Source organism: Jatrophihabitans sp. GAS493, from assembly GCF_900230215.1.
GTDB lineage: Bacteria > Actinomycetota > Actinomycetes > Mycobacteriales > Jatrophihabitantaceae > MT45.
The window spans coordinates 477,129-501,717 of the sequence record NZ_LT907982.1 but is presented as its reverse complement, the minus strand read 5'-3'; the positions used below and the strand labels follow the sequence as shown (position 1 = coordinate 501,717).

Genomic DNA, 24,589 nt, shown 5'->3' with positions numbered 1-24,589 from the left:
ACCGGTTAATTCCCGGCTAATTCCCGGCTAATTCAGGTAGCTCTCGACCTCGTGGACGTCCCGCTGCTGAGCAGTGCTCGGGTCCTCGTTGATCTCCACCTTGGCCCGGCGCTGCCGAAGCAGGTCCCAGGCCTGGTCGAGCTGCTCCTCCAGGTGCTGCAGGCGCTGACGCCCCTCACCGCCGAGGCCGTGACCGGCGTGCGATGAACGAAGATCCTTCTCTTCGGCTACCAGTGCGTGGATGTGATCGAGAATCGTCTTGTCGTCCATGCCCATCATCATGCGGTGGCGTCGCCGAAATCCGCAACACCGCCACCATCGGTTCCGCCCGTCGCCGGCACCGACCGCGACGCCAGCGGGGTGCCGCTCACCGTCAGCGCCACGACCGCGGCTGAGATGAGCAGCAGCAGCACGCAGCAGACCGTGACCACTCGGAAGCCGTGCAGCATGTCCTCGGGGATCCGGTAGTTCTCGCCGTGCAGGCCGCCCAGCCCGGGCAGGATGGCGACGGCCAGCAGCGACGCGGCCCGGGCCACCGCGTTGTTCACCCCGGAGGCGATTCCGACCTCGTCCGACGGCGCGGCGGCCATCACAGTCGCGGTGAGGGGGGCGACCAGGATCGCCATTCCGATGCCGAAGACGGTGACCGCCGGCAGGACGTCCAGCAGGTAGGAGTTGTGGGTCTGGTCGATGCGAAGCATCAACGCCATCCCGACCGCGGCGACCAGCGGTCCGCCGATCAGCTGCGGGCGGGGACCGATCCGGCTGGCCAGCGCGCCCGAGCGGCGGGAGAGGATCAGCAGCGCCAGGGTGATCGGCAGGGTGGAGATGCCGGCCGCGAAGGCGCCATAGCCGGCGACGATCTGAAGGTGCAGCACCAGCACGGTGAAGAGGGCACCCAGCGCGCCGTAGGTGAAGAACGTCATGATGTTGGTGCCGGTGAAGGTCCGGTTCTTGAACAGATCCAGGGGCACCAACGGACCGGGGGTACGCGCCTCGTGCCGGACGAAGACGACGAAGATGGCGGCGCCGCCAACCACGCTGACGACCGCGGTGCTGTCCCAGCCGGCGCCGGCGTGGATCAGGCCGTAGGTGAGTCCGCCCAGGCCGAGGCAGACCAGGACGGTGCCGACGATGTCCAGGTGCTTGGCCAGATGTTCGGCTCGGCTCTCCGGAACGTAACGCAGCCCGAGGATCACGACGGCGACGGCCAGCGGTGCGTTGATGGCGAAGGCCCAGCGCCAGGAGACGTCCTGGACCAGCCAACCGCCGAGGATCGGTCCGAAGGCCGAGCTGACTCCGGTCAGGCCGGACCAGACGCCGACCGCAGCGGCCCGGTCCCGTTGCACGAACGCGGCCGAGATGATGGCCAGACTGCCCGGGGTCAGCAGCGCGCCGCCGACCCCCTGCAGGGCCCGGGCGGCGATGAGCGACTCGATGTTCCAGCTCACCGCGCAGAGGATCGAGGCGGAGGCGAACCAGATGACGCCGATGAGGTAGATGCGCCGCCGGCCCAGGCGGTCGCCGAGGGATCCACCGAGCAGGATGAGGCTGGCCAGCGTGAGCATGTAACTGTTCAGCACCCACTGCAGCGCGGCGAAGCTGGCGTGGAAGTCGAGGCCGATCTGCCGGGTCGCGACGTTGACGACTGTGCTGTCCAGAAACGACATGCCCGCGCCGAGGATGGTGGCCGCGAGGACGCCGCGGCCGGCTACGGTCTTGAGCTCGATCGTCAATTCTGCCCGCATTCCTACTAGCGCGTAGCCAAGACTGCAGTGTCTGGAAACATAGCTACGGGATCATATGGCTATGACTGTTCCCAACATCGATCTGGCCGTTCGCACCCTCGGGCCGGCGACGATCGACTCCCCGCTGTTGGCGATGCTCAGCGACCGCAAGGCCTCTTATCACTGGGTCGACGAGACCGACCGGGTGCTGGTCGACGACACCCTGGTGGCGGCCACTGCCCGGCGGGTGAGCGCCAGCGAGCTCCCGACCTATGAGCCCGGCGGGCCGCGCCGCAAGATCTTCTTCGGCGCCGGTGCCCGGGCCGCGATCGTCACCTGCGGTGGTCTCTGCCCGGGCCTCAACGACGTCATCCGGGGCATCGTCCTGCAGCTGTCCCTGCACTACGGGGTCAGCGACATCATCGGTTACCGCAACGGGTTCGCCGGGCTGATCGGGCGGGAGCCGATGCGGCTCACCCCGGACGTGGTGCGCGACATCAACGAGATCGGCGGCACCATCCTCGGCTCGTCGCGCGGCGCGCAGGATCCGGGGGCGATGGTCGACCGGCTGGTGGCCGACGGGATCTCGATGCTCTTCGTCATCGGCGGTGACGGGTCGCTGCGCGGGGCGCTGGCCATCGCCGACGTCATCGCCGCCCGGGGTCTCACCATCTCGGTCGTCGGGGTTCCGAAGACGATCGACAACGACATCCCCTACATCGACCGCAGCTTCGGTTTTCAGACCGCATTCGGACGGGCCACCGAGTCGATCCGAGCCGCCACGGTCGAGGCCCGGGCGGCGCCGAACGGGGTCGGGCTGGTGAAGCTGATGGGTCGCCACTCCGGCTTCATCGCCTGCTACGCGGCGCTGGCCAAGAATGACGCCGACTTCGTGCTCATCCCGGAGATCCCGTTCCGGCTGGAGGGGGAGGAGGGGTTCCTGGCCCAGCTGCGGCGACGGGTGGAGGCCCGCGGGCACGCGGTGGTGATTCTGGCCGAGGGAGCCGGGCAGGAACTGCTGGCCGGTCGCGGTTCGGAGACCGACGCCTCCGGCAACGCCCGCCTGCACGACATCGGGCTGCTGATGCAGGAGCGGATCGCGGCGCATTTTCGCAAAGCCGGGCTGGAGATGAATCTGCGTTACGTGAACCCCTCGTACGCGATCCGGAGCATCCCGCCGAACCCGTTCGACAGCGTCTACTGCCTGCGGCTGGCCCACAACGCGGTGCACGCGGCGATGGCCGGGTACACGGCCATGGTCGTGGGGCGCTGGCACGGTCGCTTCGTGCACCTGCCGATCGAGCTGGTGGTGAGCACCCGCAACACGGTGGACCCCGACGGTGATCTCTGGTTGTCGGTACTGGAGGCGACCGGCCAGCCGCGGGCCTTCAGCTAGCGGGCTAGAGCGCGGCGAGGCGGCCGGCGAGGAAGGCCCGTTCCACATCGTTGTCGGTGAGCATGACCGCCTCGGTGTAGGCGGTGCGGGCCTCGTCCGCGCATCCGAGTTGGCGCAGGAAGTCGGCCCGGGCCGCGGCCAGGTACGGGTAGCTGGCCAGCTGCGGCTCCACCGTCAAGTCATCGACGGCGGCCAGGCCGGCCGCGGGTCCACGCCCCAGGCCGATCGCCGCGGCGCGGTTGAGGGCGACGACCGGGGTCGGCCAGACCTGCAGGAGCACGTCGTAGAGGCCGATGATCTCCTCCCAATTGGTCTGCGGCGAGGAGGCGGCCTGAGCGTGAACGGCGGCGATCGCCGCCTGCAGGGCGAAGCGTCCGGGGAGATAGCCGTCGCCATTGGTCTTGGACTTGGTCTTGGACTTGGTCTTGGTCTTGGACTTGGCCTTGGTCTTGGACTTGGCCTTGGTGTTGGACTTGGCTCGCAGGGCGACGGGCACCAGCGCCAGGCCCTCGGTGATCTCCGCTCGGTCCCACCGGGTGCGGTCCTGATCGGCCAGCAGAACCAGCCGGCCGTCGGCGTCGAGTCGGGTCTCCCGTCGCGAGTCGGTGAGCAGCAGGAGGGCGAGCAGGCCGGTCGCCTCGCCGTTCTTCGGCTGCAGCGAGTGCAGCATGCGGGCGAGATCGATGGCCCGCTCGCAGAGGTCACTGCGCTGTAGCTGCTCGCCCGCGGCCGCAGTGTGTCCGGCGGTGAAGACGAGGTGGATGACCTCGAGGACGGCGCTGATCCGGCTCGGCAGTTCATGCACGTCCGGGATGCGGTAGGGGATGCCGGCGCCGCTGATCTTCTTCTTGGCCCGGGTGATGCGGGCGGCCATCGTCGACTCGCTCACCAGGAAGGCGCGGGCCACCTCCGGCGTGCTCAGGCCGCCGACCAGGCGCAGCGTCAGGGCCACCTGCGCCTCCGGCGAGAGGGCCGGGTGGCAGCAGGTGCAGATGAGGCGCAGCCGGTCGTCCGGGATCTCGTCACGATCATCGCCGATGTGATCGCCGGCTGCCCCCGCCTCCTCGATGAGCAGCGGTACCGCCCGGCGCCACAGCGAGTCGCGGCGCAGCACGTCCAGGGCCCGGCGTCGAGCCACCGTGGTCAGCCAGGCGCCGGGGTTGGCCGGGACACCGCGCGCTCCCCAGGTGTCCAGAGCCTTGGCGTAGGCGTCCTGGACGCACTCCTCGGCGAGGTCCAGATCGCGGGTGACGCGCACGGTCGCGGCGAGCACGAAGGCCCACTCGCGACGGTGCGCGTCCGCGACTGCGGCCGTGACCGTAGCCGAACCGGTCACGACATATCGATTACCTGAATCGGGCGAACTTCGACACCGCCCCACGGTGCCGGAACGGCCTTGGCCAGCGCGATGGCCGCGTCGAGGTCCTCCGCCTCGACCAGGTAGTAGCCGCCGAGCGCCTCCTTGATCTCGGCGAAGGGGCCGTCGGTGACGGTGAACTCGCCATCGGCTCCCTTACGGATCGAGGTGGCGGTGGCGGTCGGGTACAGCGCGTTGCCGCCGACCATGGCGGCCCCGGCGATGTCGGCGAATTCGCCGTGCCCGGCGTGGATCTCCTTGGTGGTCTGCTCGTCGGCGGCGGCGTACTCGGCTTCGTCTCCGAAGATCAGGATGAGGTACTGCGACATGGGCTGTCCTTTCGTCGCGGCCCGCTTTTTTGGGGCCTCACACAGTATCGACGCGTGAGGTGGCGGCGGATCGACAGCGGCGGCAGAATTTCTGGTGGAATCCGCCCCGATCGCCGTCGGCTAGGCTGGACCGGCAACTTGGAGGGCTCGCATAGTGGCCGAGTGCGACGGTCTTGAAAACCGTTGTTGGGTGATCCCCAACCGTGGGTTCAAATCCCACGCCCTCCGCTCAGGCGTCCGATCGCCGTACCGGTCGCTCACGCGAATGAGTTACCGGTAGGCGTCGGCATCCACCACACCCACTGTCGACCGCCCAATCCGGGAATCAGCCGTGGGTGGCCGAGAATGCGACCGTCGCCCGTAGCTGGTCGAGCACCTGCGCCCGGCCCGTCCCGGCCCGTGACGCGGAGGACGCCGCCGCGGCCGTCGCTGGGGTCGGGGTCGGCTGCGGCACCGGCGGACAGATCTTGTCCGACTGGTTGCCGCTCTTGCGTGGTGGCACCGCGCCGGTGAGCAGATAGGTGGCAATCGTGTCGTCCGTGCAGGCCACGCCCGACAACGACCCCGCGTGCGTCGACCCGTCCAGGCCTTCGATCAGGGAGGCGGTCGGGAAGAGCTTGCGCACGACCAGACTGCCGGCGAACGGCGTCGCGGCGTCGTAGGTCTCGCCGATCATCAGGATCGGAGTCTTGACCTTCGCGCCGGTGACGTCCACCGGCTGGTTCGCCTGGAACTTCCAGTACGCGCAGGGACCGTTGAACCAGGCGTTGCTCCAGGTGAAGTAGTTGTAACCCTGGCTCACCAGCTTGTAACTGTCCTGGTCCAGCTTCTGCTGGCTCTGCGGCCACGGCGCGTCGGTGCACTGCGTGGCCAGATACATCGCGTAGCCGTTGTCGGCACCGGTCGTGGTCGGGTTCGCATCTACGTAGCGAGCGATCAGCGCCGTCGCATCGCCCTGGTTGATGTAGTCCGAGAACGCCTGAGCGATGTCCTCCCAGTCGTAGACGTAGTACCCGGCGGAGGTGAAGACGTCGATCAGTTCGTCGCCGCCAAGGATGCCGCCCGCTGCCTTCTGGTCGAGCTGACGCAATGCCTTGAAGTAGTTCGCCCGGACCGCCGCCTGAGTCGCACCGACGTGGTAGATGCTGTTGTACTTCGCGAGCCAGGTGAAGTAGATGTCGAAGGTCTTCTGGAACGCGCGGTCCTGATCCAGATTGCTCTTGTAGAAGACCCGCTGCGGGTCGACGGTGCCGTCGAAGATGAACTTGCCCACGCGCGTCGGGTGCAGCGTGGCGTAGACCGAGCCCAGGTACGTCCCGTACGAGAAGCCGTAGTAGTTGGTCTTCTGCTGGCCGAGGGCGATGCGCAGGCTCTCCATGTCAGCCACCGAGTCGGTGGTCTTCACGTGCTTGAACAGCGCGCTGCTCGCCGCGTCCTTGCAGTCGGCAGCGTAGGCCTTCGAGCGGTTGATCCACTGCTTGTAGATCTTGGACGTGGTCGGCTCGTACGGGGGTCGGTCACCGTGAAAGAAGTTCGGGTTGCAGGTCAGCGCCGGGACGCTGGAACCGACGCCACGGGGGTCGAATCCGATCCAGTCGTAAGGCGCCCCGCCACCGTTCGGAACGAAGGTCTGGAAGACGGAGTAGATGAGCCCCGAGCCGCCGGGGCCACCTGGATTGACGAGCATGACGCCCTTGTAGTCGGTTGTCGTGTGCAACACCCGCGACACAGCGAGCTGGATCTTCGTGCCGTTGGGCTTCGCGTAGTCCATCGGAACGGTCAGCATGCCGCACTGGGCCCCGAAGGACTGCAGCGTCGGACTGTCGCACGGGCCCCAGACTATCGGTGCCGGGGTGTACTCAGCGGCCGGCGCGGGCGATTTAGCGACCGGACTGGCCTGGGCCGTGGCGGCGAAACCGAGCAAAACTACGGCCGCGATGAACGCAGCGATTAACTTCCTCACGAAAATCCCCCAAGGGCCCGGATCGGTTGATCAGCTCATTGCGAATTCTTAGTTGACTTTCACCCATGAGTAGGTGGCCGGTCAAGAGCCGTCGGCGTGTACAGCCTGTTCGGCCGAAAGATTCATCTGACCGCTCTGCTGACCGCTCTACTGGCGCTCCGCCCCGCGAAACGTCGTTCGGGTCGCCGGATTCGACGTTCTGCCGGGCAACGGTCGGCCACTCCGGGCAAGACTGCCGCCCCGTATCGGCCGACTGCCGTCCGACTACTCGCCGATTATTTGACCGGCCAATAGCTCGCCTAACGTCCGATCGTGGCCTGCCGATAGAGGGGGAAACGTCCCTACCCAGACGAGGAACTGTCTTGACTCAGCCAGCCAGCGCCAACCAGCACCGCACCGGTCTGCTCGCGCTCCTGCCGATCGGTCTGCCGCTCAGCGACGCCGCCTGGAAGCAGCGGCACCGGGTGGTCCAGGCCGTGCTGCTGCTGCACGTTCCGCTACTGGTCGGGCTCGCCCTCTTCGGCTCGTTCGGGACTCGCGGCGCGCTCATCGAGGGCGCCGTCCTCATCCTGCTGCCGGCCACCATCGCCGGAATCACGCAGAACCGCGCCGTCGCCTCGATTGCGACCTCGATCGCCCTCCTCGGCAGCGCCAGCACGCTGGTCGAACTGATGGGTGGCTCCGTCTCGGCGCACTTCGAATTCTTCGTCGTCCTCGGCTTCATCGCGCTCTACCAGAGCTGGTCGGTCTACCTCATCGCCGTAGCCTTCACCGCCGTGCACCACCTCGCGATGGCGATCTGGATGCCCATGCACCTCTTCTCGATGGGCAGCACCGAGGCGCAGAAGCCGGTTCTCTGGGCCCTCATCCACGCCGCTTTCGTTCTTGGCGCGGCCGCCGCGCAGATCACCTTCTGGCGCTTCGCCGAGGCCTCCCAGATCGATGCGACCGTCGCCGAGACCCAGGCCCGTGAGGCCCTCGCCGACCAGCTGGACGCCGAACGCCGTAACAACGCCGAGCGTCTCGAGAACGACCGGGCTCTCGCCGCGGCCGACGCCCAGGCCCGCGAGAGCCGGGAGAGCGTCGACGAGCAGATCCACTCACTCAGCGGCGCATCCGGCAACGTCTCCGAGGGTGTCTCGGCTGCGGCCACCGCGGTCGCCTCCATCGACTCGGCGATCCGCGAGATCTCGACCAACGTCAGCAATGTCTCCGTCGTCACCACCGGTGCGGTCGACCTGGTGAAGGGAACCAGCACCGTCATCTCCGCCCTCGGCGACGAGGTCGAGGACATCACCCGCCTGGTCGGGGTCATCACCGGTATCGCCGCGCAGACGAACCTGCTCGCCCTCAACGCCACTATCGAGGCCGCTCGAGCCGGTGAGGCGGGGAAGGGCTTCGCGGTTGTCGCCGCCGAGGTGAAGGATCTGGCCCGGGACACCGCGACGGCAACCGACACGATCAGCGCCATCGCCGCGCGTATCACCTCCGGAACCGGCAATGCGCTGGAGTCGATGGTGCAGGTCTCCGAGGTCATCGACCAGATCGACGGTTACACCACGACCATCGCCGCGGCCGTCGAGGAGCAGTCGGTGATCACCGCCCAGACCCGGGACACGTTCGGGCATGTTGCCGACGGCGCATCGCAGATCGCGGATGTGATCAAGGAACTGGCCAGCATCGGTGAACAGGGCCCGAACTCTGCCGGAAAGTAGGCTGATAGCCCACAGGTTGGGACTATTTCGACCGTATTCGTGAGTTACTTGAACTAGTAACTACCGGGAGTGGGGTCGAAGTGCACGGCGAGTTCAAGGTGCCAGGGGGCAAGTTGGTCGTGGTCGACCTCGACGTCGTCGACGCAACCCTGAGGAATGTACGGGTATCCGGCGATTTCTTCCTCGAACCGGATGAGGCTCTGCTGCTGATCAACGAAGCCCTCGACGGCCAACCGGCGAACTCCACCGGCGAGTCACTGTCCGCCGTCGTGCAGCGCGCCCTCCCGCCGGAGACCGTCATGTACGGCTTCAGTACAGCCAGCGTGGCCACCGCGGTCCGGCGGGCGCTGGCGGCGGCGACCAGCTGGACCGATCACGATTGGCAGCTCATTCACGAGCCCCCGCGCTCGCCGCTCTACCACATGAGCATGGATCAGACGCTGCTGGAGGAGGTCGCCGCCGGGCGTCGGCCACCCACCCTGCGGGTCTGGGAGTGGTCTGAACCCTGCGTGGTTATCGGGTCATTCCAGTCGGTCCGTAATGAGGTGAATGCCGAGGGTGCCGAACGCTACGGCATCCAGGTGGTGCGTCGAATCAGCGGCGGCGGCGCGATGTTCGTCGAGCCGGGGAACACGATCACCTACTCGCTCTACGTCCCGGGCTCACTGGTCGAGGGACTCTCATTCCAGGATTCCTATGCATTTCTCGACGATTGGGTGCTGGCGGCGCTGCACGAACTGGGGATCAAGGCCTGGTATCAGCCGCTCAACGACATCGCATCCCCGGACGGGAAGATAGCCGGCGCCGCCCAGAAGCGGTTGGGAACCGGGGCCGTGCTGCATCACGTCACGATGTCGTATGACATCGATGCGGAGAAGATGACTCAGGTGCTGCGAATCGGCGGCGAGAAGCTGTCGATGAAGGGAACGGCCAGCGCGGCCAAGCGGGTCGACCCGCTGCGCTCCCAGACCGGGCTGCCGCGGGAGACGGTCATCGACGTGATGCTGGCCAGCTTCTCTCGTCGCTACGGGCTCAAGCCGGACGAGGTGACCGACGCCGAACTGCTACGGGCATCGGAGCTCGTCGAGACGAAGTTCGGCACACCCGAGTGGACCAACCGCATTCCCTAGTCACTGGCTCGCCCTCCTTAGGTCCTCCTTAGGCCCTCCTTAGCCCTCCCTAGCCCTCCCTAGTCGATATCCGGCGGTTTGGATGTTCTGCGAGCTGGGTATCAAACTCCCCGAGGCATGGAGCCTCTGAGTCAATCAAGCGACCCCCACCGGGGTCAGACACGGGGAGTAATCATGCGAATCGGTGCAAGCTTCTTTCTCATCGCAGTCGGCGCGATCCTTACTTTCGCGGTGACAAAACAGGTAAACGGGATCGACCTCTCGACCGTTGGCGTGGTGCTGATGGTCGTCGGTGCCGCCGGCCTGGTCCTTACCCTGATCATGATGACGGCCCGTCGCCGTACTGACGTCGTGTACCGCCCCGACGGTGCGACCTACGTCGAGCCGGCTAGCACGGTTGAGCCGCGCATCTAAGCTCCTCCCTCCCCCCTCATCACGCCCCCCTCATCACGCTTGGCCGTCCGTCGACGGCCAGGCGTGGTCCATTTCCAGGTCGCTTAGCTGAACGGTCTGCCCGTGCTCGCGACTCGACGCCCGTCCGTAGTTCTTGGGGAGTTTTGTTCCCGGAATCCGGGAACAAAACTCTCCAAGCGCGGAAATATGCGTACTCGGCAGTGAGGCGACGAGAGCAGGGTCAGTCTCGGATGAGGCGCAGTGATCGGTCAGCCAGCGGCTGCTCGCAGTTCTGGCAGGTGACCACCGCGTGCAGCTCCGAGCCGCAGGAGTGCCGGTAGCGCACGGGCGGCACCCCCTCGATGAGGTAGGTGTCCCCCCATTCCTTCAAGGTGAGCAGCACTGGTGAGAGGGCGCGCCCGGCGTCGGTCAGCTGGTACTCGAAGCGGGCCGGGCGCTCGCTGTACTGCTCCCGGGTCAGGACTCCGGTATCGACGAGTTTGCGCAACCGGCTGGTCAGGATGTCCCGCGGCGCGCCGGTGTTACGCGCGATGTCGTTGAAGCGGTGCACCCCGTAGAACATCTCCCGGATGGCCAGCAGCGACCAGCGATCGCCGATGACGGCGAGGGCGTCGGCGATGGTGCACTCGCGGACGTACGGCTCCGGGGTGGCCGGCAGGGTCGGCAGCTGATGAATCTCGGTCGTACCTGACATTCCACAATTCTCGCCCCTGGTGGGTAGTGAAATCAAACTCGCTCTGCTAGCGTTCCGATCAGTAGGTTTGATTCTCAAACCCGCTCGCATCGCAGGGGTATGCGTCCGGGGAGTCGCCTGCTTGCTTCTTCAGTCGCTTTCGAAGGAAGTCAGTCATGACAGACGCGGTAATCATCGACGCGGTACGCAGCCCGATCGGGAAGGGGAAGCCGAACGGCGGCCTCGCCGGGGTGCACTCCGTTGACCTGCACGCTCACTCGATCCGTCAGCTCGTCGCCCGCACCGGCATCGACCCGGCCCTCATCGACGACGTCATCGGTGGTGCCGTCGGTCAGGTCGGGGAGCAGAGCAACAACACCACCCGGTGGGCTGCGCTGGCCGCCGGGCTCCCCGAGAGCGTGCCCGCCACCACGGTGGACCGGCAGTGCGGCAGCAGCCAGCAGGCCATCCACTTCGCCGCCCAGGGTGTCATCGCCGGGGCCTACGACCTGGTCATCGCCTCCGGCGTGGAGTCGATGGGTCGGGTACCGATGGGGGCAAACCTCATCGGGCAGAACCCGTTCGGCAGCGGGGTCCAGGCCCGCTACCCGGACGGACTGATCCCGCAGGGGATCAGCGCCGAGTTGATCGCCGCCAAGTGGGGCTTCACCCGCACCCAGCTGGACGAGTTCGCCGCAGAGAGCCATCGGCGCGCCGCCGACGCCGCCGCCGCCGGCCGCTTCGACCGCGAGGTGGCTCCGCTGAAGGTGGAGACGGCCAGTGGCGAGGTGATCGACTTCAGCCGGGACGAGGCCGTCCGGGCCGGAACTTCGGTGCAGGTGCTGGCCGGTCTCAAACCGGCCTTCTACAGTGACGCGATGTCCGAGCGCTTCCCGCAGATCAACTGGAGTGTCACCGCCGGCAACTCCAGCCCGATAACCGACGGATCGGCCGCCGTGCTCATCGCCAGTAGCGAGACGGCGGCCCGTCTCGGGCTACGACCGCGAGCTCGGCTACATTCCTTCGCCGTGGTCGGCGACGATCCGCTGATGATGCTGACCGGGGTCATCCCGGCGACCCGCAAGGTGCTGGCCCGGGCCGGCCTGTCGATCGGTGACATCGATGCCTTCGAGGTGAACGAGGCGTTCGCCAGTGTGGTGCTGGCCTGGCAGGCCGAGACCGGTGTCGACCTGGCCAAGGTGAACGTCAATGGCGGCGCCACCGCGATCGGTCACCCGCTGGGCGCCAGCGGCGCCCGGCTGGCGACCACCCTGCTGTCGGTGCTGGAGCAGACCGGCGGCCGGTTCGGCCTGCAGACCATGTGTGAGGCGGGCGGGTTGGCCAACGCCACGATCATCGAGCGACTCGACTGACTCCAGTCCGGGTTCTCTCCACTCCGACGATCGTCGAAGAGTTCGACGATCGAATAGTTCGAGTATCGACAATGAAACAAGGAAGAATAGATGACGCAAGCACCTCTGACTGACCCTGCGGTTGGCCCCATCTCCGACCCGCTGCAGGCGGTGGAGCTGGGTCGAGCCAGCTTATTCCTGCAGGCCGTGGGCCTGCAGTTCGACCTGATCACGGCGACCGAGGTGCGTGCGCATCTGGAGGTAACCGAGGAGCATCACACGCCGTGGGGGATCACCCACGGCGGACTGTACGCAACGGTCATCGAGAGCGTCACCAGCGTCGGGGCCTCATTCGCCGTACAAGATAAGGGGATGTTCGCCGTCGGGGTGAACAATCAGACCGACTTCCTTCGCCCGCACGTCCGCGGCCGCCTGGACGTCGTGAGCACTCCGATCCAGCAGGGACGGACGCTTCAGCTCTGGTCGGCCGAGCTCACCAACAGCGCGGGGAAGGCGATCGCCCGCGGGCAGGTTCGCCTCTTCAATCAGGCGCTACCGGACGCGTAGTTCGTATAGCCCTTGTATTTATGGACATTCCGGTCGTCGAAGGATCGGCGACCGGTTCCGTCCGGGCGCTGAGGGCAACGTCTCAACTACCGCCCAGCTCCTAGACCGGAGCCGCACCTCCGCCTACAGTGGAAAGCTCCACCATCGAGGTGCGGGGGCATCAGAGATGACATACACATACGGCGGCGCGCAGCCGCGTCGCATCGGCTGGCAACTCGGCCACTTCGCTCCGCAGATTCTGGTTGCCGCGATCATCGCCGCGGTCGCGCTCGGCGTGCACCCGATCGAGGACGGCACCTCGACGCTGGCGATAACACTCCCTGTTTTGCTGATGTTTGTCGTTCTGGGCACCTGGACGTTGATGCGCCAGCACGACCGTCGCCTCTGTGAACGCTGCATGTCCTCGATGCCACTGAACCCGAGCGAGAGTGCCGCGCGTTACCAGAACCGCTTCCGGGTGGCCCACGCCGGGGGGAACAAGAAGATCGTCGTCGGCTATCTGCTGGCCCTGGTCGCGGTGAACCTGCTGGTCAGTGTCGATCCAAACGCCGCCACCCGGATTCTCTGGGCCGCGTTACAGCTGAGCATGATCTACCTGATCGCCTCATATTCGACGCACCGACGGTTGCAGCCTTGGTGCCCCCAGTGCCAGGGCGGCGACGGGCGGGATGAGGACGACCCGGTGACGCCGGACCCCGAACCGAGCGACCACCGCCAGCTGATCTGAGGCCAGGTCGGGCAAACGCGCGCTGAACCTCCTGCACTATGTGGCCCAGAGCCCCCAGAGTGCAGGATCGTTCGCCGGAGACGCGACTAGTCAGGCGCGGGCGGCGGCGCGAGCCTGCATGCGGTCCCGCTGCTCGACGAACTTCGTCGCCTGCGCATCCAGGGTGGCCATGAACGTGGCCAGCTCCTCGCGAGCCTGCTCACCCTCCGGGCCGAAGTCGTCGCGCTCGAAGACGCGCCAGTATTTCAGGATCGGTGCGACCACCGCATCGTGATGCAGGCGCAGGTCATAGATTCCGGCCTTGGCGATGATCACCGAGTTGCGTAGGTAGTCGGTCATGCCCGCCCCCGGCATCTGGAAGCCGACCACTTCGTCGCGGATGGCCGACATGGTGGCGTCCGCGTCGATCTGGAACGCCGCCTCGACGAGGTTGCGGTAGAAGATCATGTGCAGGTTCTCGTCCATGGCGATGCGGCTGAGTAACTGCTCGGCCAGCGGACAGCCGGTGGCCTTGCCGGTGTTGCGGTGGGAGACCCGCGTGGCCAGCTCCTGGAAGGAGACGTAGGCGGTCGCCTGCAGCATCGTCTTGTCGCCGGAGTCGTAGCCGGCCGTCATGTGCTCCATCCGCAGGGCCTCCAGCTTCACCGGATCGACCCCGCGGGTGACCACGAGGTAGTCGCGCAGCGCGATGCCATGCCGCCCCTCCTCGGCCGTCCACTGCCCGACCCACTGCCCCCAGGCGCCTTCGCGCCCGAAGCGGGTGGCGATCTCGCGGTGGTAGGAGGGGAGGTTGTCCTCGGTGAGCAGGTTGACGATCATCGCCGTCTTGGCCACCGGGTCCAGCGGGGAATCTTCCGGCTGCCAGTCCTCGCCGCCGAGAAACGCGAAGTCACGCCCACGGCTCCACGGGATGTAGTCATGTGGCTGCCACGGTTTGGCGACGCTCAGGTGCCGCTCGAGGTTCGTCTCCACAACCTGCTCCAGCTCATGCAGAAGCCGGGTCTGGTTCGCCGCTGGGCCGGTGCCCAGACCGGTGGCGGTGATCGTCATATGAGGTCTCCAAGCCGAAGTGGTCAGTCCTTCGCACGTCTAACCTACGCTTGCGTAAGTAGTACGCGCAGTACGCGTTACCTAACGAAATGCTGGCCATCGGACCCTGACTGACGGCGCTGATCCGCTTCGTCTTCCGTGCCGGGGAAATACACGGTACCGTCCGTACGGAACAACTCAGGATGGTGGCCGATCGGCCGCGCGAAGGGACCTCGATGCCAAGCGTTCTGGCGAAAATGACCGACTCCGCACACAACGCCGGTGTACTGGTCCGGCGGGGAATCGTGCCGCTACGCCTCGACCACGGCCTCCAGTCGCTCATCGCCATGCGCCGCCTCGGCCCGGTCGCCGGAGCCGCCGCGGCCAGCGCCATGCGTCACGGAGATCACTCCGCACTGGCCGACGAGCGCGGCGTCCTCACTTACGGCGACCTGGATCGCCGCTCGAACGCGCTGGCCCGGGCTTGGATGGCCGCCGGGGTCAACGAGAAGTCAGTGGTCGCGGTGCTCTGCCGCGATCATCGCGGCCTGGTCGACTCGATCATCGCCTCGGCCAAGGTCGGGGCCAAGCTGCTGCTGATGAACACCGGCTTCAGCAAGCCGCAGCTGGCCGATGTCGCGGCCCGCGAGGGCGTCAATGTGATCGTCTACGACGAGGAGTTCACCGACCTGCTCTCTGCGCTGCCGGCTAACGTCACTCGTTATCTGGGGTGGCAGGACGTGCCCGGGGCCCAGAGCGACGGGCTGCGCGATATCGAATCGCTGATCCAGGGCACCGACGACGCACCGGTCGCCGCCCCGCCGAAGGACTCCGGCGGCCTGGTGCTGCTCACCAGCGGCACCACCGGAACGCCGAAGGGCGCGCCCCGGCAGGTCACCTCGCCGCTGGCCGCCGCCTACTTCCTGGAGCGCATCCCACTGGGGAAGGGCGAGCCGATCTTCATCGCCGCCCCGCTTTTCCACGCGACCGGCTTCTCGCAGTTCATCATGGCCTTCTCCCTCGGCGCGAAGCTGGTGGTGCGTCGCCGCTTCGACCCCGAGGCGACGATGGCCGCGATGGCCGAGCATCGCTGTACCGCTCTGGTGGCCGTGCCCACCATGCTGCAGCGGATGGCCGACCTCCCGGACGAGACGATCAAGCGCTACGACCTCTCACCGCTGCGCATCATCTTCCTGGCCGGCTCCGCACTGTCGCCGGAACTGGGGCAGCGCGTCACCGCGCTCTGGGGCGATGTCATCCACAACCTCTACGGCTCGACCGAGGTCGCCGTGATCAGCGTCGCCACCCCGCAGGATTGGCGCGAGGCGCCGGGCACCGTCGGGTACCCGCCGCATGGCTGCACGGTCCGCCTATACGACGAGAATGGCAAGGAAATCAAGGAGGTTGGCGCCGTCGGTCGCATCTTCGCCGGCAGCAGCCTCGCCTTCGGCGGTTACACCGACGGGGGTAACAAGCAGATCATCGACGGGCTGCTCTCCAGCGGCGACGTCGGCCACTTCGATGAGAAGGGGCGCCTGTTCGTCGACGGCCGCGACGACGACATGATCGTCTCTGGCGGCGAGAACGTCTTCCCGCTCGAGGTGGAGAACCTGCTCATCAGCCACCCGGACGTGCTCGACGTGTCGGTCCTCGGGGTCGAAGATGACGCCTTCGGGCAGCGGCTGGCGGCGTTCATCGTGCTGAAGCCGGACGCCAAGCTGGATGACGAGGGGGCCCGTGCGTTCGTGAAGGAGAACCTGGCCCGTTACAAGGTTCCCCGCGACGTCCGCTTCCTGGAGAAGCTGCCGCGCAACGCCACCGGCAAGGTGCTGAAGAACGAACTGCGCGCCCTCGACGTCTGAGTTTGCAGATCTGTTCTTGCGGACCTGAACGCGGGGATCTGAACGCGGGGACCTGAACTCGGGGATCTGAATGCGGGGAGACGGCTAGCGCAGGTGCCCACTCTGGGCGGCGATGACACCGGCCTGGAAGCGGCTGGCCGCGCCGACCTGCTCCAGATAGTCGGCGATGTGCCGCCGGCAGGTGCGTACCGAGATCGACAGCCGGCGGGCGATCACCTCGTCCTTCTCGCCGTCGGCCATCAACCGCAGAATCTTCACCCGGGTCGGGTCCAGGCGCACTCGCCCGGCCGGTGAGGCGCACTCGGCCCAGCCCGGCACCTCCTCGATCGGGGTGGCGGTCATCCAGAACTGTTCGAAACAGGCCAGCGCCCACCCGACGGTCGCGGTCTCCCGGACGATGGCCAGCGAGACCTCCTCCGGCGACTCGTCCGAGGAGAAGGGGATTAGCGCGATCCGGCGGTCGATCACCAGCCCCTGCCCGGGTACCACCCGGGTGAGCCGCACCTGCGCCCCGTCCCGGGTCATCTCGCGCAGGTAGTCGGCGGTGGCCTCGTCCCGCAGTTCGGCGTAGTGGAAGATCGCCCGGTTGACGGCGCCGTTCTGCCGGGCAGTCTCGCCGGCCTGCCGCATCGGTGGGGCCAGTCGTCCCTGTCCGCGGCCGGCGGAGAGAGCGGTCAACTCGGTGCGGCAGTCAGCAACGGCCTGCAGCAGCGCCTGCTCCACGCCGGCTCGGCCGTGGACCACCTCGACGGTGTCCTCTGCCCGTAGTGCGGTGAACTGGAGCGGATGGATCGGCGAGGTCGGCTCGACGGTCAGCGACGCGTAGAGGGCATCGTCGTCTTCTCGGTGAGGCGTCCGCACCGCACTCATGAGCTCCCCCGACGTCAGATGACCGCAATTCGGTAGTTGCGTACTCCGCCCGCGCTGTTACGCGATGTTCTGCTGCTGCGATCCGGTGTCCGTTACTGACACATTGTGCAACAGATCCACCTAGTTATGTCGTTTCGCGGGCAACCAATTATCCGGCATACCGCGCAAAGGTCGCGATCTCCGCGGGTTGCCATGGATATTTGTCCGGTAGCTCCGGTCTTGACCTTAGACGTTTCGTCTAAATCAGATTTTCAGTCTCAACGGACGTTGAGAGCGGAGGCGACTATGCCCCGCGCCTCCTCCTGGATCTCGGCCAGATGCTCAGCGCCACGGAAGGACTCGGCATACAGCTTGTAGACGTCTTCGGTGCCGGACGGGCGGGCGGCGAACCAGCCGGACTCGGTGGTGACCTTGAGGCCGCCGATGCCGGCGCCGTTGCCGGGGGCGGCGGTGAGCTTGGCCGTGATCGTCTCGCCGGCGAGCTCGGTGGCACTCACCTGTTCGGGGGAGAGCTTTCCGAGCAGCGCCTTCTGCTCTCGCGAGGCCGGCGAATCGACCCGGGCGTAGGCCGGAGCGCCGAACTGCGCGGTGAGGGCGTCGTAGTGCTGCGAGGGGGAACGGCCGGTGACAGCGGTGATCTCCGACGCCAGCAGGCAGAGAATCATGCCGTCCTTATCGGTGGTCCAGATCGAGCCGTCCCGCTTGAGGAAGGAGGCCCCGGCGCTCTCCTCACCGCCGAAGGCCACCGATCCCTCGAGTAGGCCGGGGACGAACCACTTGAAGCCGACCGGCACCTCGAGCAGCGTCCGTCCCAGCGACGCGGCCACCCGGTCGATCATCGACGAGCTGACCAGCGTCTTGCCGATGGCGGCACTGGCCGGCCAGTCGGGGCGGTTGGCGAAGAGGTACTGAATCGCGACGGCCAGGTAGTGATTCGGGTTCATCAGCCCGGCGTCCGGGGTGACGATGCCGTGCCGGTCGGCGTCGGTGTCATTGCCGGTCGCGATATCGAAATCCTGCTGCCGGCTGATCAGCGAAGCCATCGCCGACGGCGACGAGCAGTCCATCCGGATCTTCCCGTCCCAGTCCAGCGTCATGAAGCCGAAGGTGGGGTCGACGTTCGGATTCACCACCGTCAGGTCCAGGCCGAAGCGCGAACCGATCTCGCCCCAGTAGGCCACGCTGGCCCCGCCCAGCGGGTCGGCGCCGATCCGGACGCCGGCCCGGCGGATGCTCTCCAGGTCGATCACCTCGGGCAGCGCGGCGCAGTAGGCGTCGAGGAAGTCGTAGCGCTGCGTCGTGTCGGCGGCCAGGGCCCGGGCCAGCGTGGTGCGCCTGATCTCCTTCAGCCCGCCGGCGATGATCTCGTTGGCCCGGTCCTGGATCCAGCCGGTGATCTCGGTGCCGGCCGGGCCGCCGTCCGGTGGGTTGTACTTGAAGCCGCCGTCCCGCGGTGGGTTGTGCGACGGGGTGACCACCACCCCGTCGGCCCGGTGGGCCGCGGCGGTATTGGCAGAGTTGTGCGACAGGATCGCCCGCGAGATCGACGGGGTCGGGGTGTAGCCGTCGCGGGAGTCGATGAGGACGGTGACGTCGTTGGCCGCGAAGACCTCCAGCGCCGAGGCGGTGGCCGGAGCGCTCAAAGCATGCGTGTCCGCCCCCAGGAAGAGCGGCCCGTCGATGCCCTGCGCCTGGCGGTACTCGCAGATCGCCTGGCTGGTGGCGAGGATGTGATCCTCGTTGAAGGTGGTGTTCAAGGCGGAGCCACGATGCCCGGAGGTACCGAAGGCGACGCGCTGCTCGACGACGCTCGGATCGGGATGTTCGGAGTAGTAGGCCGTCACCAGGCGGGGTACGTCGACGAGATCCGATGGTTGCGCCGGTTGACCGGCCCGCGGGCTGTTCACCAGTTGATCCTTACACCACCCGCCTCGATGCGGAACAGCTCGTACACCTGAACTGACCACGAACCGCCGGTCGACGGGGCTGGCTAACGGTCTGAGCCGAGCGGAAGGTTCCAGTAGCCCTTGGTGAAGATCTGTTCGGTGCTCAGCTGGAGCGGGGCCAGATGCGCCCGCAGCGCCACTACGGTGCGGCTCTCGCCGAGGAGGTAGGCGTGACCGATGCCGGAGGCGGTCCAGCCGTCGCTGACGAAGCCATCGAGCTGCGGGGCGAGCGCGGTCGGCGTCCCGGCGGCGAGCCCTCCACGGTGGATCCAGCGCAGGTCCAACTCGACCCCATCACCGGCCTGGATCGGTAGCTCGTCGCCAGCTCCCTCCACCTCGATGAAGGCGCGAGCGCGGCGGGGCTGGCCGCCCGGCCCGTCCCCGTGCAGCGCCTCCAGAAGGGCGGCGATCGCCGGCAAGGAGGATTCGTCGCCGACGAAGAGGTCCCAGTCGGCTTCGGTGAGTTTGAGCCGGCCGCGGGGTCCGAAGAAGGTGATCGCGTCTCCGGGCTTCGCGTCAGCCGCCCACTGGGAGCCCGGACCCTCCTGATGCAGCAGCATGTCCAGGTCCCACTCCCCGATCTCGGGTCGGGCGAAGCGGATCGTGTAGCGGCGTTTCACCCGGCGCCCGCTGGGCTCGGCCAGCACCAGCTCGACGTCCTGCGCCGGATTCACCGCCACCCCGACCAGCGTCGGCGCGGTCACCGTCACCCGGCGCATCCGCGGCGTGAGGTCGCTGGCCGCGGTGACGGTAGCGGTGTGCAGAGGGGTGCGGCGTATCGAGGTCATCGCCGTTCACCCTAATGTGGGAGGTAGGAACACAAACAATCACAATCCGAGGAGTTCCCCAGCATGGCAATTGAGCTGACCAAGGTCGCCTATACCGAATCCGCAACCGCGAAGGGTGGGCGAGCCGGACACGTCACCAGCAGTGACGGCCTCATCGACTTCGACCTGGGGCAGCCGGGCTCCGGCGCCGAGCACAAGGTGAACCCGGAGACGCTCTTCGCCGCCGGCTACGCCTCCTGCTTCCAGGGCGCACTGGCCAACCGGGCCAAGACGCAGGGGTTCGACACCTCCGACTCGACCGTCACCGCCGAGGTCTCCTTCGGCCCGTCCGAGGATGGTGGCTTCGGCATCGCGGTCACGTTGAAGGTGAACATTCCCGGCGTCGAGGACGAGAAGGCCCAGGAGCTCGTCGAGCTCGCGCACCAGTTCTGCCCGTACTCGAAGGCGACCCGGGGGAACATCAACGTGACGCTGGAAGTCGTCTAGCCCCTTCACGTCGTTGGCAGGCGCATGATGAACCGGTGGCGATCAGTGCGTTCGACCTCTTCTCGGTAGGCATCGGCCCGTCCAGCTCGCACACGGTCGGGCCGATGCGAGCTGCCCGCACCTTCGCCGCCGGGCTGGCCGCCGACGGGCTGCTCGACGACGTCGCCCGGGTGCGGGTCGAGCTCTTCGGCTCGCTGGCCGCCACCGGACGCGGCCACGGCACCGACCGGGCGGTGATTCTCGGGCTGGAGGGGGCCACGCCGGAGAGCGTCGACACCACGACCATCCCCGGTCGGGTGAGTGCGGTCCGTGAGGCGTCCCGACTGAATCTTCTCGGTTTGCGGGTGGTCGACTTCGCGGCCGACGACCTGCTCTTCCTGCGCCGTCAGTCGCTGCCCTTCCACCCCAACGGGATGCGCTTCCACGCCTACTCCTCAGAAGGCACTGTGCTGCGCGAGCGGACGTACTACTCGGTGGGTGGCGGCTTCGTCGTCGACGAGGAGGCGGCCGGCGCCGACCGGATCGCCGAGGACACCACACCGGTCCGCTACCCGTTCAACTCGGCGGCCGAGCTGATGCAGCACTGCGCAGCCGAGGGGATCGCCGTCAGCGCCGTGATGCTGGCCAACGAGACGTCCTGGCGCGAGCCGGCCGAGATTCGTCAGGGATTACTGGGCATCTGGGGCGTGATGCAGGAGTGTGTCCGCAACGGCCTGGCCAGCGAGGGCGTGCTGCCCGGCGGGTTGAAGGTGCGCCGGCGCGCCCCCGAGCTCTATGCGGATCTCTGCCGGGAGCAGTTCTCGACCGACCCGCTGCGCGTGATGGACTGGGTGAATCTCTTCGCCCTCGCCGTCAACGAGGAGAACGCGGCCGGGGGGCGGATCGTCACCGCGCCGACCAACGGCGCGGCCGGAATCCTGCCCGCGGTGCTGCACTACTACACCCGCTTCGTCCCCGGCGCCTCCGACGACGGGGTGGTGCGTTTCCTGCTCACCGCGGCCGCGATCGGCGTGCTCTACGTGCAGAACGCCTCCATCTCCGGCGCCGACGTGGGGTGTCAGGGTGAGGTCGGCTCGGCCTGCTCGATGGCGGCCGGCGCGCTCTGCGAGGTGCTCGGCGGGACGCCGCAGCAGGTGGAGAACGCGGCCGAGATCGGCATGGAGCACAACCTCGGGCTCACCTGCGACCCAATTGGCGGCCTGGTTCAGGTGCCCTGCATCGAGCGGAACGCGATGGCGGCGGTGAAGGCGATCAACGCCGCGCGGATCGCGCTGCGCGGCGACGGTGAGCACATCGTCAGCCTGGACAAGGTCATCAAGACGATGCGCGACACCGGAGCCGACATGAAGGACAAGTACAAGGAGACCTCACGAGGCGGCCTCGCCGTCAACGTCATCGAGTGCTGATGTCGCTTCTTTTACTGGCTGTTCTGGTTCGGTGAGAATCTGGATCACTCCGGTCGCCCCGTCGATGCGCAGCCGACTGCCGGTGCGGATCCGCTCGGTGAGGCCGGGGATCTGCACGATGGTCGGGATGCCGAGTTCGCGGGCCACCACGCAGACGTGGGTGAGCGGGCTGCCCCGCTCGACCAGCAGCGCCGTGGCGTTGGCCAGGGCGGCGATCCAGCCCGGGTCGGTGCGGTAGCTGATGAGGATGCCACCGTTCGCGTCCTCAGGCGTCTGGGCCACGACCGCGACCCCCTCGACGACGCCCGGGCAGGAGGCGACGCCACGCAGTTCGCTGACCTGCTCGGCATGCGGGTCGATGTCGTCGACGTGCCGCCAGGTGTAGTTCGGGGGTTTACCCCGGGTCTCGAAACGGGGCGGTGCGATGAGTTTCGCGTCGTCGACTGACCGGGCCCGGCGCTCGGCGATCAGGCCCGGTAGCTTCTCGGCCGGGAGAATCCCGTCGAAGTAGCTGCGCAGTTCGTTGAACTCCAGGTAGAAGATGTCGTCCCAGGATTCGAGGATGCCGCGGGCGGCCAGATCGCGACCCATTGCCCGGCACATCCGCTTGGCCAGCCCGAAGGCCCGGGTGCGGCAGAAGCGCAGCCGCTCCCGGTTGGCCAGCAGGTGCGAGCCCTTCCTCCGCAGCCGGTTGTAGAGGTAGCGGCGCGGGCCGTGCAGATGCGCGTCGAGGTAGGCGTCGGGGTCATTGGCCGAGCTGCGGGCCGGTGGCTCGTTGAGGGCGTTACGCAGCATCGGCAGCAGCACCGTCGGGTCTTCGCGCAGGTCGGCCACTTCGAGTTTCAGCTCGTCGGTGCTGCGGTAGCCGTAGTCACGCACGTAGTCGTTGAACATGCCGAAAAACTCGGGGTAATCCCCGGCGACGAGGCGTTCGTATACTTGCTTGGGCGGTGTCGTCGAGACGAGCTGGGCCAGCTCGCCATGTGCGCGCAGGTAGGCGGCCAGCGCCCGGATCGCCTCGGCCGGCCCGGCCGACTCGACCTCAGCCCCCGGCGTCACGGCCGAGTAGATGAGCCAGGCCGGTGCCTGTGGCAGCCAGCGCTGGGTCAGCAGGTGGATGAGGCCGACCGTGATGAGCACACTGTCGTCACCGATCATGGTCGGGCCCCAGCTGTCGACCAGCTCCTCCTCCATCAGGCGGAAGGTGGCGAAGATGGCCTCGCTGTTCATCCGCTCGTAGTTCAGCTGGTCGAACTTGCGATAACTGGCATAGAAGCGCTCGGAGAACGCGCTGATCTCCCGGTCGTTGGTGAGGTACCGGCGGGCGAAGATGGCCGCCGAACGGCCGCGGCGCAGGTACCGCTGCCGGTTGGAGGTGAAGGTGAACGGGTGTAGCCGGTCGAGGATCTCGTCCGGCATCGGCTCGCTGACACCGAGGGCCACCTCCAGCACCCGACGGGTGAGCCTATAGAGCGGGGCGAGTCGCAGCATCCGGTAGCGATGCAGCAGTTGGTAGTAGATGCGTCCGTGAAACTCGCCCAGCATGTCGGGCATCCAGGCGTCGATCTGGCGCAGTTGGGCGCTGCGCACGCCCAGCGACTTGGCGTAGCTGCGGTAGGCGCGAAAGTAGATCTCCTTGGCGACGGTGTAGGTGAGCGGTGAGGTGATGCCGTTGAAACTTTCGATCAGGTTCGAGTTGTCCCAGAGCTGCACGTCCTCCAGCAGGTCACCCTGCGTGCAGTTCTCGGAGCGGTTCGAACCCGTCACGAAATCTGTGGTGATCGGCCGGCTCTGCAGCAGGTGCAGCGCGTCCGCGGTGAAGGCCCACTCGATGTCCTGTGGGGCGCCGAAGTGGTTGGTGACGAGTTGGCCGACGCGGTGCAACTCGCTGACCTGGGCCGGGGTGAGGGCCTGGGCGTCACGCAGCCCGGGGTCGACGTCGGTCGGTTCGATCCCGCCGCCCTCGTCCGGTCCGGCGGCCGGGTCGAAGCGTTCGCTCTTCTCGCCGATGGCCACCTCGAGCACGTCGCCGGTGTCGGCGTCGAGGGTGAGGGTGTCGGCGTCGACGTGTCCGGAGACGAGTCCCTCGCCGAGTCCGTAGACGGCCGAGAGGAGAAAGCGGTCCGGGGCGCCGGTGGTCGGGTGCGCGGTGAAGAGGACCCCGGCGGTCTGGGCCGGGACCATCTGCTGGATGACCACCGCCATGTCGACGTCATCGACCCCGATGCCGTGGGCCAGCCGGTACTGCACCGCGCGGTCGGAGTAGGCCGAGGCCCAGCACTGCAGCACGGCGTCCCGGACGGCCTCGACGCCGACGACATTGAGGCACGTGTCGAACTGGCCGGCGTAGGAGAGGTTGGCCCCGTCCTCCTGGTTGGCTGAGCTGCGGACGGCCACGGCCCCGCCGCCGACATGGGCGTATGCGGCGTCGATCTGGGCGAGTGTCGAGGCGGAGAGGTCGAGCCGCAGAATCGTCTCCCGCAGCCGCGCCGGGGTGCCGGTCTCCTTGGAATCGGTCGTCTCGGAGCCGGCCACTTGCGCGCCCGGCCGGAGCTCGGCGACCACGTCGGAGAAGACGTCGCTGCCGATGGCGGCCCAGCCCGGGACGGCGAAGCTCTGCCCTCCGTCGACTGGCTGGAGGCCGTGCCGGGAGAGCTCGTAAAGATTGCGTCCCTTGCCCCCGGCGTAACGGTGGACGTGGTCGCGGTCTGAGCTGGTGGTGAGTATGTGCGGCGCCCGAGAGCGCGTCCGGGACCGCTTGAACTCGGCCGCCCCAAACTTGCGTTCAACTTGGTATCTAAGTTCCCCCATCCGCGGACGGTAGCAGGGGATGACCGGTTTCGTCAGCCCCC

The 24,589-nt window shown here is 67.3% G+C and carries 21 protein-coding genes and 1 tRNA gene; 11 read left to right on the top strand and 11 right to left on the bottom strand.

What is annotated here, in order from left to right; genetic code table 11:
- Positions 1–27 precede the first annotated feature (27 nt).
- Positions 28–270, bottom strand: a complete 243-nt coding sequence (locus CPH63_RS02280) for a DUF2630 family protein (RefSeq protein ID WP_096304888.1) — start codon at positions 268–270, stop codon at positions 28–30.
- A gap of 8 nt (positions 271–278) precedes the next feature.
- Complete coding sequence (locus CPH63_RS02275; protein ID WP_157749222.1) at positions 279–1,736, bottom strand: MFS transporter; 1,458 nt, start codon at positions 1,734–1,736, stop codon at positions 279–281.
- 73 nt (positions 1,737–1,809) lie between these two features.
- Between CPH63_RS02275 and CPH63_RS02270 the strand changes: the two genes are divergently transcribed.
- A complete protein-coding gene (locus CPH63_RS02270; RefSeq protein WP_206745631.1) occupies positions 1,810–3,123 on the top strand; it encodes an ATP-dependent 6-phosphofructokinase in 1,314 nt (437 codons plus the stop codon).
- A gap of 4 nt (positions 3,124–3,127) precedes the next feature.
- Here CPH63_RS02270 and CPH63_RS02265 read toward each other — a convergent pair whose 3' ends face one another.
- Complete coding sequence (locus CPH63_RS02265; RefSeq protein ID WP_096301385.1) at positions 3,128–4,459, bottom strand: RNA polymerase sigma factor; 1,332 nt, start codon at positions 4,457–4,459, stop codon at positions 3,128–3,130.
- Positions 4,456–4,809 (bottom strand): YciI family protein, encoded by a 354-nt coding sequence (locus CPH63_RS02260; RefSeq protein WP_096301384.1) that lies wholly within the window; start codon positions 4,807–4,809, stop codon positions 4,456–4,458. Before CPH63_RS02260 ends, CPH63_RS02265 begins: the two co-directional genes overlap by 4 nt.
- A 140-nt stretch (positions 4,810–4,949) precedes the next feature.
- On the opposite strand from CPH63_RS02260, the gene CPH63_RS02255 reads away from it, so the two are divergent.
- Positions 4,950–5,037, top strand: a tRNA-Ser gene (locus tag CPH63_RS02255).
- 97 nt (positions 5,038–5,134) lie between these two features.
- Here the strand turns inward: CPH63_RS02255 and CPH63_RS02250 are convergent.
- Complete coding sequence (locus CPH63_RS02250) at positions 5,135–6,772, bottom strand: alpha/beta hydrolase (protein WP_096301383.1); 1,638 nt, start codon at positions 6,770–6,772, stop codon at positions 5,135–5,137.
- 362 nt (positions 6,773–7,134) lie between these two features.
- Between CPH63_RS02250 and CPH63_RS02245 the strand changes: the two genes are divergently transcribed.
- The 3 genes from CPH63_RS02245 to CPH63_RS02235 all read left to right on the top strand — a co-directional run bounded on the left by CPH63_RS02245 (position 7,135) and on the right by CPH63_RS02235 (position 10,031).
- Complete coding sequence (locus CPH63_RS02245) at positions 7,135–8,487, top strand: methyl-accepting chemotaxis protein (protein ID WP_157749221.1); 1,353 nt, start codon at positions 7,135–7,137, stop codon at positions 8,485–8,487.
- 80 nt (positions 8,488–8,567) lie between these two features.
- The gene (locus tag CPH63_RS02240) at positions 8,568–9,617 is read left to right on the top strand and encodes a biotin/lipoate A/B protein ligase family protein (RefSeq protein WP_096301381.1); all 1,050 of its coding nucleotides are present in this window, start codon (positions 8,568–8,570) and stop codon (positions 9,615–9,617) included.
- A 174-nt stretch (positions 9,618–9,791) separates the two neighbouring features.
- On the top strand, positions 9,792–10,031 hold the full coding sequence (locus CPH63_RS02235) for a DUF6458 family protein (protein ID WP_096301380.1): 240 nt from the start codon (positions 9,792–9,794) through the stop codon (positions 10,029–10,031).
- A gap of 220 nt (positions 10,032–10,251) precedes the next feature.
- Here the strand turns inward: CPH63_RS02235 and CPH63_RS02230 are convergent, their stop codons facing one another.
- Positions 10,252–10,725, bottom strand: a complete 474-nt coding sequence (locus CPH63_RS02230) for a helix-turn-helix domain-containing protein (RefSeq protein ID WP_096301379.1) — start codon at positions 10,723–10,725, stop codon at positions 10,252–10,254.
- A 155-nt stretch (positions 10,726–10,880) separates the two neighbouring features.
- Here CPH63_RS02230 and CPH63_RS02225 point away from each other — a divergent pair, with 155 nt between their 5' ends.
- The 3 genes from CPH63_RS02225 (at position 10,881) to CPH63_RS02215 (ending at position 13,350) form a co-directional block, all read left to right on the top strand.
- Positions 10,881–12,077: a thiolase family protein gene (locus tag CPH63_RS02225; RefSeq protein ID WP_096301378.1), complete on the top strand. Its 1,197-nt coding sequence runs from the start codon at positions 10,881–10,883 to the stop codon at positions 12,075–12,077.
- Positions 12,078–12,167: 90 nt separating this feature from the next.
- Positions 12,168–12,623 carry a PaaI family thioesterase gene (locus CPH63_RS02220; protein ID WP_096301377.1) on the top strand — a complete coding sequence of 152 codons (456 nt, stop codon included), beginning with the start codon at positions 12,168–12,170 and terminating at the stop codon, positions 12,621–12,623.
- Positions 12,624–12,789: 166 nt separating this feature from the next.
- Entirely contained in the window at positions 12,790–13,350 is a 561-nt protein-coding gene (locus tag CPH63_RS02215) for a hypothetical protein (protein WP_096301376.1), read from the top strand.
- 90 nt (positions 13,351–13,440) lie between these two features.
- Here the strand turns inward: CPH63_RS02215 and CPH63_RS02210 are convergent, their stop codons facing one another.
- Entirely contained in the window at positions 13,441–14,400 is a 960-nt protein-coding gene (locus tag CPH63_RS02210; RefSeq protein ID WP_096301375.1) for an acyl-ACP desaturase, read from the bottom strand.
- Between the two features lie 236 nt (positions 14,401–14,636).
- Between CPH63_RS02210 and CPH63_RS02205 the strand changes: the two genes are divergently transcribed.
- On the top strand, positions 14,637–16,241 hold the full coding sequence (locus tag CPH63_RS02205; protein ID WP_241895786.1) for an acyl-CoA synthetase: 1,605 nt from the start codon (positions 14,637–14,639) through the stop codon (positions 16,239–16,241).
- An 84-nt stretch (positions 16,242–16,325) separates the two neighbouring features.
- On the opposite strand, the gene CPH63_RS02200 is transcribed toward CPH63_RS02205, so the two are convergent.
- The 3 genes from CPH63_RS02200 to CPH63_RS02190 form a co-directional block, all read right to left on the bottom strand.
- The gene (locus tag CPH63_RS02200; protein WP_096301373.1) at positions 16,326–17,111 is read right to left on the bottom strand and encodes a helix-turn-helix transcriptional regulator; all 786 of its coding nucleotides are present in this window, start codon (positions 17,109–17,111) and stop codon (positions 16,326–16,328) included.
- A 257-nt stretch (positions 17,112–17,368) separates the two neighbouring features.
- Entirely contained in the window at positions 17,369–19,018 is a 1,650-nt protein-coding gene (gene pgm / locus CPH63_RS02195; protein ID WP_096301372.1) for a phosphoglucomutase (alpha-D-glucose-1,6-bisphosphate-dependent), read from the bottom strand.
- 83 nt (positions 19,019–19,101) lie between these two features.
- On the bottom strand, positions 19,102–19,845 hold the full coding sequence (locus CPH63_RS02190) for a siderophore-interacting protein (RefSeq protein WP_096301371.1): 744 nt from the start codon (positions 19,843–19,845) through the stop codon (positions 19,102–19,104).
- A 63-nt stretch (positions 19,846–19,908) separates the two neighbouring features.
- Here CPH63_RS02190 and CPH63_RS02185 point away from each other — a divergent pair, with 63 nt between their 5' ends.
- Positions 19,909–20,331 (top strand): organic hydroperoxide resistance protein, encoded by a 423-nt coding sequence (locus tag CPH63_RS02185; protein WP_096301370.1) that lies wholly within the window; start codon positions 19,909–19,911, stop codon positions 20,329–20,331.
- 35 nt (positions 20,332–20,366) lie between these two features.
- A complete protein-coding gene (locus tag CPH63_RS02180) occupies positions 20,367–21,737 on the top strand; it encodes an L-serine ammonia-lyase (protein ID WP_096301369.1) in 1,371 nt (456 codons plus the stop codon).
- Here the strand turns inward: CPH63_RS02180 and CPH63_RS02175 are convergent.
- A complete protein-coding gene (locus tag CPH63_RS02175; protein WP_096301368.1) occupies positions 21,699–24,548 on the bottom strand; it encodes a phosphoenolpyruvate synthase in 2,850 nt (949 codons plus the stop codon). The two genes, CPH63_RS02180 and CPH63_RS02175, sit on opposite strands and share 39 nt — an antisense overlap.
- Between the last annotated feature and the right edge of the window lie 41 nt (positions 24,549–24,589).